The 15,555-nt window shown below is 60.1% G+C and carries 16 protein-coding genes and 1 pseudogene; 10 read left to right on the top strand and 7 right to left on the bottom strand.

Annotated elements, in window-relative coordinates; translation table 11 throughout:
• The 3 genes and pseudogenes from HRL41_RS01505 to HRL41_RS01515 form a co-directional block, all read right to left on the bottom strand.
• A pseudogene (locus HRL41_RS01505) lies at positions 1–741 on the bottom strand (hypothetical protein); the annotation flags it as partial.
• Positions 716–1,522, bottom strand: a complete 807-nt coding sequence (locus HRL41_RS01510; RefSeq protein WP_172135213.1) for a LicD family protein — start codon at positions 1,520–1,522, stop codon at positions 716–718. The pseudogene HRL41_RS01505 and the gene HRL41_RS01510, both read right to left, overlap by 26 nt.
• Before the next feature lie 4 nt (positions 1,523–1,526).
• Positions 1,527–2,342 carry a phosphorylcholine transferase LicD gene (locus HRL41_RS01515; protein WP_172135214.1) on the bottom strand — a complete coding sequence of 272 codons (816 nt, stop codon included), beginning with the start codon at positions 2,340–2,342 and terminating at the stop codon, positions 1,527–1,529.
• A gap of 342 nt (positions 2,343–2,684) precedes the next feature.
• Here HRL41_RS01515 and HRL41_RS01520 point away from each other — a divergent pair, with 342 nt between their 5' ends.
• Together HRL41_RS01520 and HRL41_RS01525 are read left to right on the top strand one after the other, a co-directional pair.
• The gene (locus HRL41_RS01520; protein ID WP_172135215.1) at positions 2,685–2,990 is read left to right on the top strand and encodes a hypothetical protein; all 306 of its coding nucleotides are present in this window, start codon (positions 2,685–2,687) and stop codon (positions 2,988–2,990) included.
• Complete coding sequence (locus tag HRL41_RS01525) at positions 2,987–4,324, top strand: transposase (protein WP_172135216.1); 1,338 nt, start codon at positions 2,987–2,989, stop codon at positions 4,322–4,324. The genes HRL41_RS01520 and HRL41_RS01525 overlap by 4 nt, the downstream gene beginning before the upstream one ends.
• 283 nt (positions 4,325–4,607) lie before the next feature.
• On the opposite strand, the gene HRL41_RS01530 is transcribed toward HRL41_RS01525, so the two are convergent.
• From HRL41_RS01530 to loaP, 3 genes are all read right to left on the bottom strand, one after another.
• A complete protein-coding gene (locus HRL41_RS01530) occupies positions 4,608–5,762 on the bottom strand; it encodes a glycosyltransferase family 4 protein (protein ID WP_172135217.1) in 1,155 nt (384 codons plus the stop codon).
• Positions 5,759–6,526: a sugar transferase gene (locus tag HRL41_RS01535; RefSeq protein ID WP_172135218.1), complete on the bottom strand. Its 768-nt coding sequence runs from the start codon at positions 6,524–6,526 to the stop codon at positions 5,759–5,761. Before HRL41_RS01535 ends, HRL41_RS01530 begins: the two co-directional genes overlap by 4 nt.
• 384 nt (positions 6,527–6,910) lie before the next feature.
• Positions 6,911–7,423, bottom strand: coding sequence for an antiterminator LoaP (gene loaP, locus HRL41_RS01540; RefSeq protein ID WP_172135219.1), 513 nt, complete (start codon positions 7,421–7,423; stop codon positions 6,911–6,913).
• Positions 7,424–8,169: 746 nt separating this feature from the next.
• Between loaP and HRL41_RS01545 the strand changes: the two genes are divergently transcribed.
• The 6 genes from HRL41_RS01545 (at position 8,170) to HRL41_RS01570 (ending at position 13,584) form a co-directional block, all read left to right on the top strand.
• On the top strand, positions 8,170–8,802 hold the full coding sequence (locus HRL41_RS01545) for an NPXTG-anchored protein (RefSeq protein ID WP_172135220.1): 633 nt from the start codon (positions 8,170–8,172) through the stop codon (positions 8,800–8,802).
• Positions 8,803–9,027: 225 nt separating this feature from the next.
• Positions 9,028–9,921, top strand: a complete 894-nt coding sequence (locus HRL41_RS01550) for a class B sortase (protein WP_253904636.1) — start codon at positions 9,028–9,030, stop codon at positions 9,919–9,921.
• Positions 9,922–10,081: 160 nt separating this feature from the next.
• The gene (locus tag HRL41_RS01555; RefSeq protein WP_172135221.1) at positions 10,082–11,116 is read left to right on the top strand and encodes an LCP family protein; all 1,035 of its coding nucleotides are present in this window, start codon (positions 10,082–10,084) and stop codon (positions 11,114–11,116) included.
• A gap of 36 nt (positions 11,117–11,152) precedes the next feature.
• Positions 11,153–11,818, top strand: coding sequence for a YveK family protein (locus HRL41_RS01560; protein ID WP_172135222.1), 666 nt, complete (start codon positions 11,153–11,155; stop codon positions 11,816–11,818).
• Positions 11,819–12,916 (top strand): CpsD/CapB family tyrosine-protein kinase, encoded by a 1,098-nt coding sequence (locus HRL41_RS01565; RefSeq protein ID WP_172135223.1) that lies wholly within the window; start codon positions 11,819–11,821, stop codon positions 12,914–12,916.
• A 35-nt stretch (positions 12,917–12,951) separates the two neighbouring features.
• Complete coding sequence (locus tag HRL41_RS01570; protein WP_172135224.1) at positions 12,952–13,584, top strand: tyrosine-protein phosphatase; 633 nt, start codon at positions 12,952–12,954, stop codon at positions 13,582–13,584.
• 65 nt (positions 13,585–13,649) lie between these two features.
• Here HRL41_RS01570 and HRL41_RS01575 read toward each other — a convergent pair whose 3' ends face one another.
• Positions 13,650–13,886, bottom strand: a complete 237-nt coding sequence (locus HRL41_RS01575) for a hypothetical protein (protein WP_172135225.1) — start codon at positions 13,884–13,886, stop codon at positions 13,650–13,652.
• A 309-nt stretch (positions 13,887–14,195) separates the two neighbouring features.
• On the opposite strand from HRL41_RS01575, the gene yihA reads away from it, so the two are divergent.
• Both yihA and HRL41_RS01585 read left to right on the top strand, forming a co-directional pair.
• Positions 14,196–14,798, top strand: coding sequence for a ribosome biogenesis GTP-binding protein YihA/YsxC (gene yihA, locus HRL41_RS01580; RefSeq protein WP_172135226.1), 603 nt, complete (start codon positions 14,196–14,198; stop codon positions 14,796–14,798).
• A gap of 144 nt (positions 14,799–14,942) precedes the next feature.
• Complete coding sequence (locus tag HRL41_RS01585; protein WP_172135227.1) at positions 14,943–15,539, top strand: adenine phosphoribosyltransferase; 597 nt, start codon at positions 14,943–14,945, stop codon at positions 15,537–15,539.
• The last annotated feature ends 16 nt before the right edge of the window (positions 15,540–15,555 follow it).

Genomic DNA, 15,555 nt, shown 5'->3' on the forward strand with positions numbered 1-15,555 from the left:
ATTTGGATTTTTTTGCTCTTGGATGCGGCCAACCGTGCCGAATGTCATCGACCCTTCACGCAGCCCCAGCTCTTTTCTTTTGGCGGCTCTGCAATCATCCGAATAAGAAAAACGCTTTAAATCGATAGCGTTTGAAAAAGTCGTGTATTTGTTAGAAGCCACAGCACGCTTGCCGAATCTCGCCAAGCCTGCTTTTAGAGAGCACCCAAACATGTGATCCGCGATAAATCTAGTTGGATAAGAAAAGACACTCCACATAATCTTATGGAGAGAAAGCCCCTCTGAAGCCAGATGAGAATGTGCGATTGCGTGACAGCCAAATTTTTTTGCTATAGCCAAGTAAACAGCCGCACTGCTTCCGATATGACCATGAACAACGCGGTATTCAGGATGTTCCGAAAAGAATTGAATACATTGTCTACGATAGCTGGCAATATTGAATCCATCTAGCTTTTCTATGGAATAGATTTTGCCGCCCAAGTCACGAATCTCGTCATCGAAATAGCATTTCTCTTTCGTATGAACCAAAAAATCAAACTGAACCAGGGAGCGATCAATCGATCTATAAAGATTCATAATCATCGATTCCGCTCCCGCGCCATTCATAGACCCAATTACCTGGAGAACCCGAATAGGCCCGTTGTTATCTCCACTGCCACGGTATAAGCTAACTGCATCTTCCATTTTGCTTGAAACTTCGTTACAAACAGCCTTTTCAGGCACGCCATTCAGCTCTACCATGAGACGGCTCTTCTCTCTTTATTGGCGTTCTCCAGTTTTGTCCATATACCTGACATAAATAACCCTCGGGATTCTTTACGGTAAAGTAAGCCTTCCCGGAATAACCAACCAAATCACCATCGCAACAGTTTGGTTCTTTAAGCTCTTTTTCAAGAGAATAAACTGAGGAAAAATTAACCAAGTATTCGGCTTCGCTGAAATCTACCGTATGCTCTATTTTCCAAAGCAATTTGCGATATCTCGACATCGGCGCAAGCCTGGCAAAACCGCCAAACACTTTGCGAAGCAACAACCCTCCACCCGAAAGAGTTGTGTTTTTAGAATCAAAGTGATATCCGATCTTTTCCAGCTTTCTTACCACTCGATGCAAACCGTACAACTTTTTTGCATTATCTGCCCGAACGCCATCCAATGGAAAAATATCTAAGAAGACACCATAATCTTCAGGGCACACCAAATCAGGTTCAGAAAACTGCGTTCTGGTGCTCACAAATTTCCCCACGCCATACCATGCATAATCCGGTGCATTTACATCAAGAAGCTTGCAGTCAACAGATGCGGGCGTCAGAGCGATCAGTCTATCAAAATCAGGACGAGGCATATACAAATCAATATCGTCATCCCATGGAATAGGGCCGTCATGGCGTATAGCCCCAAGCACAGCACCATACGCAAGATAGTATCGCAGTCCGTATTGATGGCATATGGAAACAAACTCATTCAGGAGTCTGATCTCTTCGCTCTGTATTTGCCCCAAAGAGAGGGTTTTTGTCTTATCCACACAATCACCGATGCTTTATCCAATAGTATTCTCCGTGATCCTGTCGAGGACGCTCAACGGGCACAGACCAATTCTTGCCATACACTCTCTCTAAATATTGTTCTGAATCAAACAGCACAGGAAACGACCGTCCTTCGAAATCTACGAATCGTCGATGGCGCATACCGTTTATCGGCGTGCACTCCTTTTCATATCCATAAGCCGAAAACATATTTGCGATCTGTTGAGTTCCTTTTTTCGGACAAGCTGTCGCAAATCGGTAGATAAGCTTGTCATATGATCGCTCAGGAATAATACGTCCGGCAATCCCAGCAACGCGCCTCAAACCTTTATGAGAAACCCATTCGCAATTCTCAAAATCAATAACGTAAGCACTATTCCTGACACCACGCAAAAAACGGCAAACTTGGTAGTGAAGCCTAGAGCGAACTCCGTCCAATGGAAAAACATCTATGAAAACGCCACCGTCACAATTTGACTTTTTCATAGACCGATCAACCAGGGACGTCCTCTCGCTGACAATCTTCACCCAAAGACAGCCATTACCCCCCTCCACCAATCTACATTCATTCATCCGTGGAGCCAGCGTAATTAATCTGTCATATTCAGGTCGCGTCATAACAATATCGATATCATCATCCCAAGGAATAAAACCAGCGTGTCTTACTGCCCCTAGCAAAGTTCCATAAGCAAGCGAATACGTTAAGCCGCTAGAAGCGCATACGTCGTCGAACTCGCACAGCATCCTGTATGCTTCAGTCTGAATTTCTTGCAACGTAAGCTGGCGTAAAACATTTCCGCAATCTTGATCTGCTTCCATAATGCCCTTCAATCCACCCGCAATCCTCTAGAAGTCATCGATTTAGTTTTGTGGCCTTCCTGAATCTGGTGTTGTTTTGTCAATTTCTGTCCCCGTTTCGGGTCCAGCAACACGACTCTTATGGAGAATTGTGTTGCCCACCTGCCCTGACCTGGGGTATTGCGATTTCATGCGGCAACTTTCATGCTTGTCTCGAGCTTCCGAGTAAACCTACCGACAACTATTTCCGATAGCGCGGATGCCGAAGCGTATCGGAAGCGGGAATAAGGAGGGCGCAGGGCGCCGACACCGCCCCACACCCCCATTGCGGCATCTGCGTCATCGGAGGATTGGAGAACTCCCGTGAACAGCAGAGAGGCCAACAGGAAAAGAAGGCTCGCATATACAGAGGGCCTGCTGCCCGACGCATACGCAAGCGAGTGCGTAAAGCCCGACGGAGATGTGCTTTCTGCACATGAAGTCGAACTCGCCGCACTTGAAAGAATCAAGCAAAACGAACACAGCGCATGGGACGTACTGTGCGTTGAGGCACTCTCAGAGAAGTGCTTCTCGCGCGGATGTGCCTTTAATGATGGTGCAATTGAAGACTGCCCCGGGTGGTGCAGGTTTGCCATCTTAGGATTTGAAGGCTGGGTGATGGCCTCATGAGCAGGATACGCCCAGCAGATGTTGGCCTGCCGAACAGCGTCCGCGTCGACAAGGCAGGTCCGAACGCCGACTTTACCGACCTCCACGTCACTATCGATGCCCCCGATCTTGCATGCCCTGGGTGCGGGCGCACCATGACGGGACACGGCAGCTATGCCAAACGCATGGCGCACGTCGTGGGCGAGACGCCCTGCGCATTGACTGTCAAGGTCAAAAGGCTCAGGTGCAGAAGATGCGGGGCCACGAAAAGCGCCGACGTCCCCTTCGCTTCTGCCGTAAGCCCCGCCATCACCGATGCGCTCGAGGAACACGTCATCAATCTTTTGAGGAGAAGGCAAACCATCACCGAGGTGGCATGTGTCCGCGACGTCTCGCACGACACGGTGCGCCTTGTCGTAAACGGCGTGCATATCAAAAAGCCAGCACTTCCCTGCATAATGCTCATAGACGAGATACACGCCATGAGCTACCGGGAATCCGACACGGGAAAGCAGGTTTGTGCGTTTTGGGCCTGCGCCTACGACGGTGCCACAGGATATCTGATCGATGTCATTGAAGGTAGAGACGCAGATGATATGGATCAGTGGTTCAAGCAGTTCGGACTCGATGAGCGCAAACACGTCGCCTTCTTCTGCTCGGACATGCACGACGCCTGCCTGAACGCAGCAAAGAAGTGGCGTAGGCTCGCATGCATAGGAGTTGACCGGTTCCATGTCGCAAAGACTGGTGTTTCCTGCATGGATGATGCCCGGTGTCGTCTGCAGAAGGGCGCGAGCAACGGAGCCGACATTAAGAGACGTCACCGAAAGCTTGCGGCCAACCGGGGAAAGAGAAGACGTGAGCACAAAGACGCGCCGTGGATCGAGGTCGAGAAGAAGACGATATGCGGCATGCTCGCCATTTGCGATACCAAGCACTCTCACCTCAGGCAGGCCTACCTGACACTTCAGCTCTACTACATATGGCAAGACCATCACTGGACCGACAGATGCGAATGCGAGAAGGCTCTTGACAGCTGGATTAGCAAGGCAAGCGCGCTCGAGGTGCCTGAGATGAGGAGATTTGCCAAAACCGTCGCCAGGTACAAGCGCTACCTGGTAACGGCAACGATAAGTCATATCAACACGGCACGGGCAGAGTCGACCAACGACAAGATCAAGGAGCTCAAACGCAAAAGCCGCGGGTTCGGCACCTTCAAGGAGACCAGAAGACGACTGCTCTTGGCCTTCGGTGCACCGAATGCTGTTGAGGGCGCCACTGCCTACACAAGGAGGAAGAAGGCTCAAGCCGCTGCCTTTGTCTCCAAATCTTCCAAGCGCAAGAAGAAGCGCTAGGGGCTGAGTGTGACGCACTTGCCTGTGCCCGGAAGCCCACCTGAGCTCAAGGTCGCATGATGTCGTTTTCCTGGTTGGCGCGCCCGCCTTCCCGAAGTCCACAAGTTTGACGCTTGAGGGCAGACCGCCGACACCCTCCGACGCGTCTCCGCAGAGCACGTCGACCCTCCAGCCGAGAGCGGACAAGCCTGCGACGAGATTGGACATTACACGCTGCACGCCACCCATCCCTCCGAGGGGCATGAGCACAGTTATCTTGGATTCGCGAATCGCGCCCATGGCGTCAGCTTGCGACCCTCGCGTACACAAGGGCGGTCTCTCTGATGGCCGCGCCAAGCTCGAAGCGTCGCACGGACGAGAGGGCGCCCTCGGCGAGGCGCGGCCCAAGACTTGGGTCTCCCATAAGCTCGGAGACCGCGGAGGCGATGGCCTCAGGCGTCGCCTCAGACAGCAGCAGCCCGTTCTCCCGGTCGACCAACAGGTCGGGGTCGACGCCGCGGATGGAGCTCGCCACCACGGGCAGGCCGCTCGCCATGGCCTCCATAACCGAGACGGGCAGCCCCTCGTGAACGGAGGGGAACACCAGGCAGTCGCATGCGGCCATGATGCCGGCCATGTCGTCGCGGAAGCCCAGAAGCGAGATGCGATCCGAGACGCCAAGCTCCCTCGCCTGCTCTAGCAGGCTCTCGCGCTCGGAGCCCTCCCCGCATACCACCAAGCGAACCGCCCCTGGCAGCAAGGGAAGCGCCTCCACTATGGCACGCTGGTTCTTGCGTGGGATGAGGTCGCCCACCGACAGGATCGCGAAGTTGTCATCGCCGATTCCGAGCTCACTGCGCTTGGGCCCGCGCGGCTTCGCCGCCGCGAACCGGGAGAGGTCCACGCCGACCCCGGGCACGTACTCCACCCTGCAGCGCGCGAAGCGCTCGGCACGCTCGTGGTCCTCGCGGTTGATGGTCACGAGCACGTCGGTGAAGTGGCTCATGAGCCTCTCGACCGGGTACCAGAGGAGCCAGTTGGCCAGGGGAGCCCCGTCGTAGAAGTGGAAGCCGTGCGCGGTGTAGACGACCCTCGTGCCGGTTCGGCGCGCGTCGCGGGCCGCGAGCCTCGTCAAGACTCCGCCCACGGGGGTATGGGCGTGCACGAGGTCGAAGCGCTCTCGGGAGAAGAGCTCGCACAATTGCCCATAGGCAACGAAGGTCTGCTTAGAGAACGGGCTGCGCGCGAAGTCCACGTTAACGAAGCGGTCGCAGTACGGTATCTCGCAGACACCGTCCGGGTAGTCGTTTCTGGCCGCCACCCAGGTCTCCCAGCCCTGCTCCTTGAACCACTTGAGGTAGGGGATGTGGAACTTCGCTATGTGCCCTCGCACGAGCGTCGCGCTGAACAGCACCCTCCCGCGGCCGGGGAAGCCGGCGAGCCTCGCGGCGTCGCTCACCTCGCACCCCTCCCCGTGCCGAGGACGCCGAGGGTGCGCAGGACGAGCCCGAGGTCGAGCGCGAGGCTCCTCTTCTCGATGTACTCCAGGTCGAGCACCACCTTCTCCCTCGGCAGCAGGTCGTAGCCGCCGCTCACCTGCGCGAGGCCGGAGAGGCCCGGGCGCACCTTCGTGCGGTAGCGCCAGCCCACGATCCTCTCCTCGAACGCCTCGCAGAAGGCGGGGCGCTCCGGGCGCGGGCCTATGAGGGACATGTCGCCCCTGACGACGTTCCAGAACTGCGGGACCTCGTCGACGCGGTGGTCGCGCATCCAGCGGCCGAAGGGCGTGACGCGCGGGTCGCCGTCGGCCGCCCAGCGGGCGCCTAGCGCCTCGGCGTCGGCGTACATGGAGCGGAACTTGTACACCCGGAACACCCTTCCGCCCCGGCCGTCGCGCTCCTGCGCGTAGATCGCGGGCCCCGGGGACTCCGACTTTATCCTGAGCGCCACCGCCGCCATGGGGAGCGCGAGCACTATGAGCGCCAGCCCGCACGCGCACACGTCGAACGCGCGCTTCACGGCTCGGTACCCCAGGCCGCCCGCGACATGCGGCTCCTCGAGCACGACCACGTCATCGCCCGGCAGGAGCCTCCTAAGCACGTCGGCGGGGATGCCCCCCTCGCGCAGGCCCGGCTCGTGCCTGCCGGCCGCGTCGGCCTCAGCCGCGGCCCTGCGCTCCTCGGGCGTGACGCAGCCCTCCGCGACCTGCGCGGCGACGCTCATGAGCAGGCCCCCGCTTCCTGCCGGACATGTTGCCGGACATGTCGGGTCTGCTGGGTCAATTGACCCAGCGAGCCATCCGGACGCGGGGCGCGGGGCGCGCCCGAGGCGGCTCGATGTACCGAATCAGGGACAGAAGCGCGCCCGCAGGCCGCACCGCGCCCGCAGGCCGCGCCGCCCTCGCCATCGCCCCCCAACTTCCTGAAATCGGCCTTTTCGGAAGTCACGGCGCGCGAGAAAGCGCAAACCGACCCGCGCGGCCCGCGCCTGACCGGCTGGCGGCTGTTCGCAGACGCCAGCTCCATGTGCAGGCCCACGCAGACCTCCGTCCGCCAAGCCGATCGGCCCAGCGCCGCTTCACCCAGCGCCGCTTCAGCTATCTCGTTTTCAGGCTCTTTTTCTGACAATCTCTAAGCCGACTTTTGTCGTTATGGCTCTTCCGAACATCTGGATCTCCAGATACGCCAGCCGTTTGTGGCGGTTGATCTTCTTGATCCAGCCGGCGTGGTTCATGAGCGGGCCCTTGAGAATGACGACCTCGTCGCCCTCTATGATTCCCTCGGACATGCCGATCACGCGATCGTTCTTCGTGGTGAAAGCGCTAATCCATGCGATATCGTCCGCTTGCAGCGGGATGAACGCGTCGTCGTTGCCCAGAAGGCGCGTGAACGCCGGCACGCGACGCAGCTCGTACTCAACCTGCTCCACGCAGTCGGTCACCACGATCAGATAGCCCGGGAACAGAGGCTTCTCGCAGCTCTGCCATTCGCCGCGGAACCTCACCATCGTCAGGTAGCGCGGAACGAAGCACTCCTGCACCAAGCTGTTGCTTACCAGCTGGCTGATCAGGCCGCATACGGCGTCTTCCCGCCCAGCATACGTCTGCACCACGTACCACATAACGCGCACGTCCTTCTTCAGACATGGCTTCGCCCTCAAAGCGCAGAAAACCACAGCCTGCCATGCTCCTGCCCACACGCCGAATGCCGCGAAAACGCGCATGCTGCGCATGCCGCCCAAGGCGGTCTTGCAGGAAGACATGACAAAGCTTTGGCCTCGCTGGGCCTCGCCATTGCAATAACGCTATTCACCGAACGATGCGCGCACGCGGCGTCGCTCCGCTCTCATGTCCACTCGCAACCACCGCCCGTAAAAAAGCTGTCGCTCCCGTGGTTCTCGAATCCAGCCACGAAACGACAGCCCAACCTGCTCATACGGCCAACGCAAAAGCCCCTGAGCCGAAGCTTCGCGCAGACTTGCGCGAGCAGCGGATAGTTGCAGAAAAAAGTATAGCAGGGGGAGAATTTTCGCCCATAATCGTTTGTTACACTAATGAAGTCTTTCGATACAGACAGGCACGCGAGAGCATGAAACAGGCTCTGGCGCATCGTGCTTTGAGGCAATATGGGAGGGCCCTCCCGCGTGCCCGAAAGCGTCCGAGAGCGTCCGCCTCGCATGCCCGAGAGCGTCCGGAAGCACCCGAAAGAGTTCGCCCGATCTCCTCTCGCAAGCAGCTCAGCAGGGAAAACGATGCGTAACTGACGCCTTTTCTGCAACGAACGAACCGCCTGCCCCTTTGCTTTCGCTCTATAATGGATACGCTTGTATTAAAAGCACAGTTATCGGCTCAAGTAAGCGAGGTACCCATGAAGAAGAAGATAACATCTGTCTTGTGTGCCGCCATGCTGATGTTGGCTCTGCCGACGCTGGCATGGGCGGCACCCAGCCCGTACAACTCCGGTACGGTGAACAGCACCGACGGCACACAGACGTCGGTCAACGTGAGCTGCAAGGGCGGCGAGGTTAAAGTTACCCCGGAGCAGGCTGGCACGACGGCGTCGAACTATAAGGAGGGCGCTGTCAAGGACGCCCTGGTCACCACCTTTGAGATCACGGCTGTGGGCAACGCTGACGTCTCCGATCTGAACGTCACCGTCAGCGTTGGCAAGCAGTACGCCAACATGATTGCTCGCGTTTACATCCAGCACGGCAACGACATCAACAATGCCACTAGCACCGATTACAAGGAGGTCAAGGTTGCCGCTGACGGCACCGTCTCCTTCACGATGGACGGCCTCTCTTGGGTGACCATCGCCATTGCAGAAGGCCAGACTCCTGCGGGCACTGCCACTGGCAGCGCCACCACTGGCAGTGCTGCTTCTGCTGACAAGGCTCCGCAGACTGGCGTTGACTTCACAGGCACTGCGGGCGCTGCCATTGTCATGACGGCTGCCGCTGGCTGCGTCGCTGTGGCCCTCCGCAAGAAGGTCACCGAGTAGCGCATCTGCTACCATCTGCATCACGTCTCTGGCTTGAGCCGAGATGTCTGGTAGACCCAAGAAGGGACCTGCGAACAACAGGTCCCTTCTTTTCTCACGATCTACGGGTCTCAGCCGAGCCTGATGAACGAAGGACCCCCGCAACCCCGCTTGGGGAGTCCTTCGTTCATCAGAGGGAGCATTGAACAGATCTGCCGATCACATAACAAGGAAGCGCACGCATACATGACCCAAAACGACAACATGAGGAACGTCGGAGCGAAAAGTCCCGCGGGCAAGCCGGGCAAGGTTGCGACGTCAGATGACTTCTCTCCGCGCCACATGAAGAAGGGGCCTGCCCTTGGCAAGAAACGCTCGATAACCGTTCTCGCCGTGGTGCTCGTGGTGCTCATTGTCGGCGTCCTCGCGTGCGTAGGCTATATGGCGTGGCAGAAGTCCGAGCTGGACCGTTCCGCGCAGGAGATCAACGCGCAGCCCGTACCTGAGACCCCTGCGCAAACTACCTCGACTGACGACCGCATGGAGAACCCGATCGACTTCGCGTCCCTTAAAGTCGAGAACCCTGACATCTACGCATGGATCTACATTCCCAACACCAACATCAACCTGCCCGTCCTGCAGCATCTTACCGATGACAACTTCTACCTCGACCACAACGTCAACGGTGACTACGCCGTCGAGGGGGCCATCTACTCGCAGTCGCTGAACGCAACGGACTTCTCCGACCCCGTAACGCTGCTGTACGGGCACAACCTGCTGAACAACACCATGTTCACGCAGCTTCACTACTTCGAGAACGCCGACTTCTTCAACGAGAACGAACTCATGTACCTCTACACGCCGGGACACATCCTGACGTATCGCATCATCTCCGCATACCAGTACGACGACCGCCATATCTTGAACTCGTTCAATTTCTCAGACCCTGCCGTCACCCAAAGCTACTTCGACTACGTAGCCAATCCCGACGCGCTCATTTGCAACGTGCGGCCTGACGTGAAGCTGGACGCCTCAACGGACAAGATCGTGCAATTGAGCACCTGCGTTAGCGGGTCGTCGTCCTCAAATCGCCGGTACATCGTGAGCGGGGTGTTGACTGATGACCAAGCAACCTTCTAGCGCTCCCCACGGGGCGCCTCAGGGGCGCCAGGACACCCGAGCACCTCAGGGCTCTCAGGTGCCTCAAGGGTCCCGAAGCGCAGCCGCTGCCTCGCGCGCCCAGAAGGCTTCTGCCTTATCCGCAGCTGCAGGCACCTCCTCAAGCCCCCTGCAGGAGGAGGTGCTCATTCGCAAGCGGAAGAAGCGCCATGCGCGCCGCAACAAGCACCTGCGCATCGCCCTCATCGTGGTGGCCGTGGTCGTCGCGCTCGTCGGCGCCAGCGCCTTCGGCGCGTGGAGCCTGATGAAGTCCGGCGAGAAGAACCTCCGCCAGCAGGCGACCGACATCCAGACGGCGGACAACGCCGTGACGTATGACGAGGGCAAGACCATCGAGCGCAACGGCCATACCTACAAGCTCAACGAGAACATGGTCTCCATCTGCGTCATCGGATACGACCGTCGCCAGTCTGACCAGACGGGACACGCGGGACAGGCCGACGTCATCATGGTGCTGGCGCTTGACACCGCAACCGGCAAGACAACCGCCATCGGCGTTCCTCGCGACAGCATGGTCGAGGTGGGCGAGTACGTGGGCGAGGCGTTCCTCGGCATGGATACCATGCAGGTGTGCCTTGCGTACAGCTACGGCAACAACGACGTCACCAGCTGCGAGTACACCACCGCCATCGTGCAGCGCGTGCTGTACAACATGCCCATCTCCTACTATTACGCGCTCGACATGAGCGGCGTGAGCGTCATGGCCGACGCGATCGGCGGCGTAGCGCTCACCCCCCTGCAGTCGATTCCCGACACGAGCATCGAGAAGGACGTGCCCACCGTGCTCTTCGGCGACAACGCCCTGAAGTACATCATGTGGCGCGACCACTCGAACCTCAACTCGTCGCTTGACCGCCAGGCACGCCAAGTCCAGTTCTTGGAGGCGTACGCCTCGCAGGCGCTCACGGCAGCAAAGGGCGACGTGGGAGTGCTGCTCGACCTGTTCAACACGGCCGCGGCCTACTCAACCACCAACTTGGGGGCCAGCGAGTTCAGCTATCTCGCAAGCTGTTTGGTGTCAAACGGCATCACCGAGCTCGAAGTCGTGTCGCTCCAGGGCGAGATGACCCAGGGCGAGAAATACGCCGAGTTCATCCTTGACAAGGACGCTGTGTACCAGACCGTGCTCGACGTATACTACACGCAAGTTGACTAAAGACTGCAAGTTGACTAGGAATGAGGAGAGACGTTTATGACCCTGCTTGAGCTACTGCAGCTTTTACGCAAGAAATGGTATCTTGTGGTGATTTTCCCCCTCGTGTTCGCCGGATTGGCGGCCGGATACTGCTGGGGGTTCATGTCGAATGACTACACATCGGACGTGTCGCTGTACGTTTTGGCGAAGAACGAAGCTGGTGAAACCTCGAGCGGCGTCTCCTCTTCCGACATGACCGCCAGCCAGCAGCTTGCAAACGACATCGCCGTGCTGGCCGAGACCAATCGCGTGACTGAGGCGACCGCCAAAGCTCTGGGCATGGAGGACCTCGACGACTTCGAGGTCGAGGTGAGCTCGGCTACCACCAACCGCGTCATCACGCTGAGCGTCACGGGCAAGAAGCCCGAGTCCGCAGCGCTCGTAGCCGACGAGCTGGCCAAGCAGGTGTCCACCGCTGCCGTGGAGGTCATGGACGTGCGCGCCGTCAACATCGTCGACCAGGCGCAAGTCCCCCTGACGCCCTCGGGCCCCAATCGCATCATGTACACCGCCGTCGCCTTCCTGGCCGGCCTGTTCGTCGCCATCGCGCTTATCGTGCTCCTCGACCTGCTTGACACCACCGTCAAGTCCGACGAGGAAATGGAAGAGCTGTTCGGCTTGCCCGTGCTCGGCAACATGCCCACCGTGAAGAAGGGGAAGTAAATGGGCAAGAAGAATCACAAGAAGCTCGGCCAGTTCGAGATATCGGGGCTGCGCAACGCCTCGCAGACGCTTTTGGCCAACATCCGCTTTGCCTCGGTTGACGAGCGCGTGAAGACCCTCGTGATCACCTCGTCGACGCCTGACGAGGGAAAGACCACCGTCTCCTCGAACCTCGCCCTGGCCATCGCCTCGGCGGGCCACAAGGTGCTCATCGTCGAGACCGACATGAGGCGGCGCTGCCTCGCCTCCATGCTCGACCTGCATCCGCGCAACGGCATCTACGCCGTGCTGTCGGGCGACGCCCAGCTGGATGACGTGATCGTCCCCACGAAGTACGACAACCTGTACTTCATGGACGCCGAGCCCAACATCCCCAGCCCTCCGGACCTGCTGTCCACGAAGCGCTTCTCCGCGCTGGTGGACAAGCTGCGCGAGACCTACGACTTCGTCATCTTCGACGCTCCCCCGCTCGGCGCGTTCGTTGACGCGGCGCTCATCAGCAACCTGGTTGACGGCACCATCCTGGTCGTGCGCGAGCGTCGTGCGAAGAGGACGGCCATCGCGAACTCCATCCAGCAGCTGCAGGCGGCGAACGCGCGCATCCTCGGCGCCGTCATGACGTTCACGAGCGAGACCAACTCGGATTACTACTACGCCTACTACAACGAGCAGGGCGAGCGCGTCAAGAAGAACGACTCCAAGGCTTCTGCCCTCAAGGCCACGCATGACCTGATTGATGACGACATCGACGCCTGGGCGCGTCGCGCGGGCGTTGAGACCACCCACGAGGGCCGCGAGGCTCGCGAGCGCCGTGAGCGCGCCCGCGAGCAGCGTGCCGCCGAGCAACGCGAGGCGCGTGAGGCTCGCGAGGTGCGCAATGCCGGCAACGTCGGGCGCGTCGGCGGCGGCAACGGACGGCCGCAGAACAACAACCCGCGATCCAACAACCCGCGGGCAAACGCCGGCATCGGAGCGGGCTCCTACGGCTACGCAGGCAGGGGAAGCGCGCCCTCGGGCGGCAACCCGTTCACGCCGGGCGCCTTCAAGCCCGCCGCCCCTGACGGGAAGCAGCCGCGCCACAAGAGCAGGCGCATCTAGCGGGCTGAGCGGATGGACTTACGGACAGGCCTGCCATGTTTGACGTTCACTGCCATATCATCCCTGACGTAGACGACGGCTCGCGCGACATGCGCGAGTCCGTCGCCATGCTCAAGGAGGCCCGCGCCTCGGGCATCGACCGCATCGTCTGCACGCCGCACTGCCGCTCCTCGAAGTTCAACTACGAGCGCATCGTGGACCACTTCGAGGCGCTCTATGCCCAAGCAGAGCAGATGGGAATCCAGCTTGACCTGGGATTCGAGGTGTACTGGGAGAAGCTCGCCGAGCTCGGCCTAGACACCGCCTCCGCCCTGTGCTTCGAGAACACCAACCTCATGCTGCTCGAGTTCTCCTGCGGCTCGCTTCCGGCAAGCTGGCAGCGCATCGTCTACGAGCTGCAAGGAGCCGGCATCCAGCTGATCATCGCGCATCCGGAGCGCTACCGACCCGTCCAGCGCAACATCGAGATCGCCTACGAGATGAAGGAGATGGGCTGCCTTCTGCAGCTGTCCGGCAACTTCGTGGAAGGCGGATGGCGCAGCCAGCGGCGCAAGACAGCCCTCGAGCTCCTCAAGAACAACCTGGTGGACTACATCGCCTCGGACGCCCATTGTCCCGAGGACTACGAGAGCTACCGCAAGGCGCTGCAGATCGCCCAGAAGTACTAGCGAATGCCTGCGATTAGCGGGTACCTGGCGGACGCCGAGCGCAGGCGCGCCTGGCGAGCGCGGCCTTACAGCTTGGCGCCGCAGTTCCAGCAGACCTCCGCGTCAGCCGGGCACGTGCTCGCGCACTTCGGGCACGTCACGTGCGCCCGCGGCATGCTGTCTTCCGGCTCAGGCGCGCCCTTGAACGTCACGCCCGGCCAGTCGCTGCGCGTGGTCGACTCGATCACGTCGAGACCCGATATGTGCAGCGCGCCGTCCTCGTCAAACGCGCCGTTGTCTGCCTTGATCTTCGATGCGGTCATAATCGCCTCGCTTTCCTGCGCCCCTTCGCGCGTCTCATGTCGTTCCCCTGCGATCCTTCGCGTTCTTCGCGTCGTGCTCACGGCCCTTCGCGCTCCCTCGCGCTCTTCGCGTCACGCTCGCGGCCCTTCGCAATCTCGCGGCCCCTCGCGCGTCTCATGTCGTGCCCTATCGCGTCGCCCTCATTAAAGCATGCTCATACTCCTGTTCCACGATACTCCCGCAAATCTGCAGACCCCCTGGTCGTGACATTGGTTTTCCCATCGGTTACCATAAGCGAACCGTCTCGAAACCGCAGGTAAGGAAACGCCATGAACTTCCACGTCGCCAGCTTCAAAGCCGCCTACGGAACCTCCGCCCAGCTGCCCGCCTCGGCACGGCCCGAGGTGTCGTTCGCGGGGCGCTCGAACGTGGGCAAGTCGTCGCTGCTCAACAAGCTGATGTACCGCAAGAACCTGGCGAAGGTGTCGCAGACGCCCGGCAAGACGGCCACCATCAACTTCTACGACGTGGACGGCTACGACTTCGTGGACCTGCCCGGATACGGCTACGCGAAGGTGGCGAAGTCCGAGATCCACCGCTGGTCGGAGCTGATCGAGGGCTACTTCAACCAGGACCGCGCCTTCGCGCTCGTGGCCTCGCTCATCGACATCCGCCACGATCCCAGCGCGCTCGACCGCAACATGGTGGAGTTCCTGAAGTCCGCCGAGCTGCCGTTCGCCGTCGTGCTCACCAAAGCCGACAAGCTCTCCCGCCAGCAGCAGATGAAGCAGCGCGCCGCCATCAAGAAGGCGCTCGACCTGCCGAAGGGCACGCCGATGGTGGTGACGTCGTCGGAGAAGGGCGACGGCATCGACGAGCTGCGCGCGCTCATCACGAGCGCCATCAAGGAGTGCGAGGAGACGAGCTTCTGAGGAAACGTGCGAAGGGCGCGTCATCAGGCGCCTGGCAGCGGCCGGCGCCCGCCCGCGCGTTCCTTCGCAAAGCACAGGGAAACCGCGCGTCCGCGCCCTCGTCAGGCGCCGACCGCTTGAAGACAGGAAAGGTAGAACCACCCCATGACCACCACCGCAGCCGCCCCCGCGGCCACCGCCCCTGAAACCACCGCCTCCGCGGCCTCCACAGCCGACTTCGACTTCGAGAGCCTCATCATCAGCATCCCCGACCACCCCGAGCCGGGCGTCGTGTTCAAGGACATCACGCCGCTTCTGGCCGACGCGGAGGGGTTCGCTGCCGTCGTCGACGCGATCGCCGGACATTTCGCCGACCGCGGCATCACCAAGGTGGTGTGCGCCGAGGCGCGCGGCTTCATGGTGGGCGCGCCCGTGGCCCGTGCGCTGGGGGCCGGGTTCGTACCCGCGCGCAAGCCGGGCAAGCTGCCGCGCGAGTCGCTCTGCGAGGCGTTCGAGCTGGAGTACGGCACCGACGAGCTGCACATCCACACCGACGCGCTGACCGCCGACGACGTGGTGCTCATCGTGGACGACCTCGTGGCCACGGGCGGCACCGCCAACGCTCAGGTGCGCCTCATCGAGCGCTTCGGCGCCCAGCTCGCGGGGATGGGCTTTCTGATGGAGCTCGCGTTCCTCAACCCGCGCGAGACCATCGCCACCGCCACCGACGTCGAGGTGTTCTCCCTCGTCAAAGTGCAGTAGGTCGCGCAAACAGCGC

Source organism: Adlercreutzia sp. ZJ473, from assembly GCF_013185065.1.
GTDB lineage: Bacteria > Actinomycetota > Coriobacteriia > Coriobacteriales > Eggerthellaceae > CAAEEV01.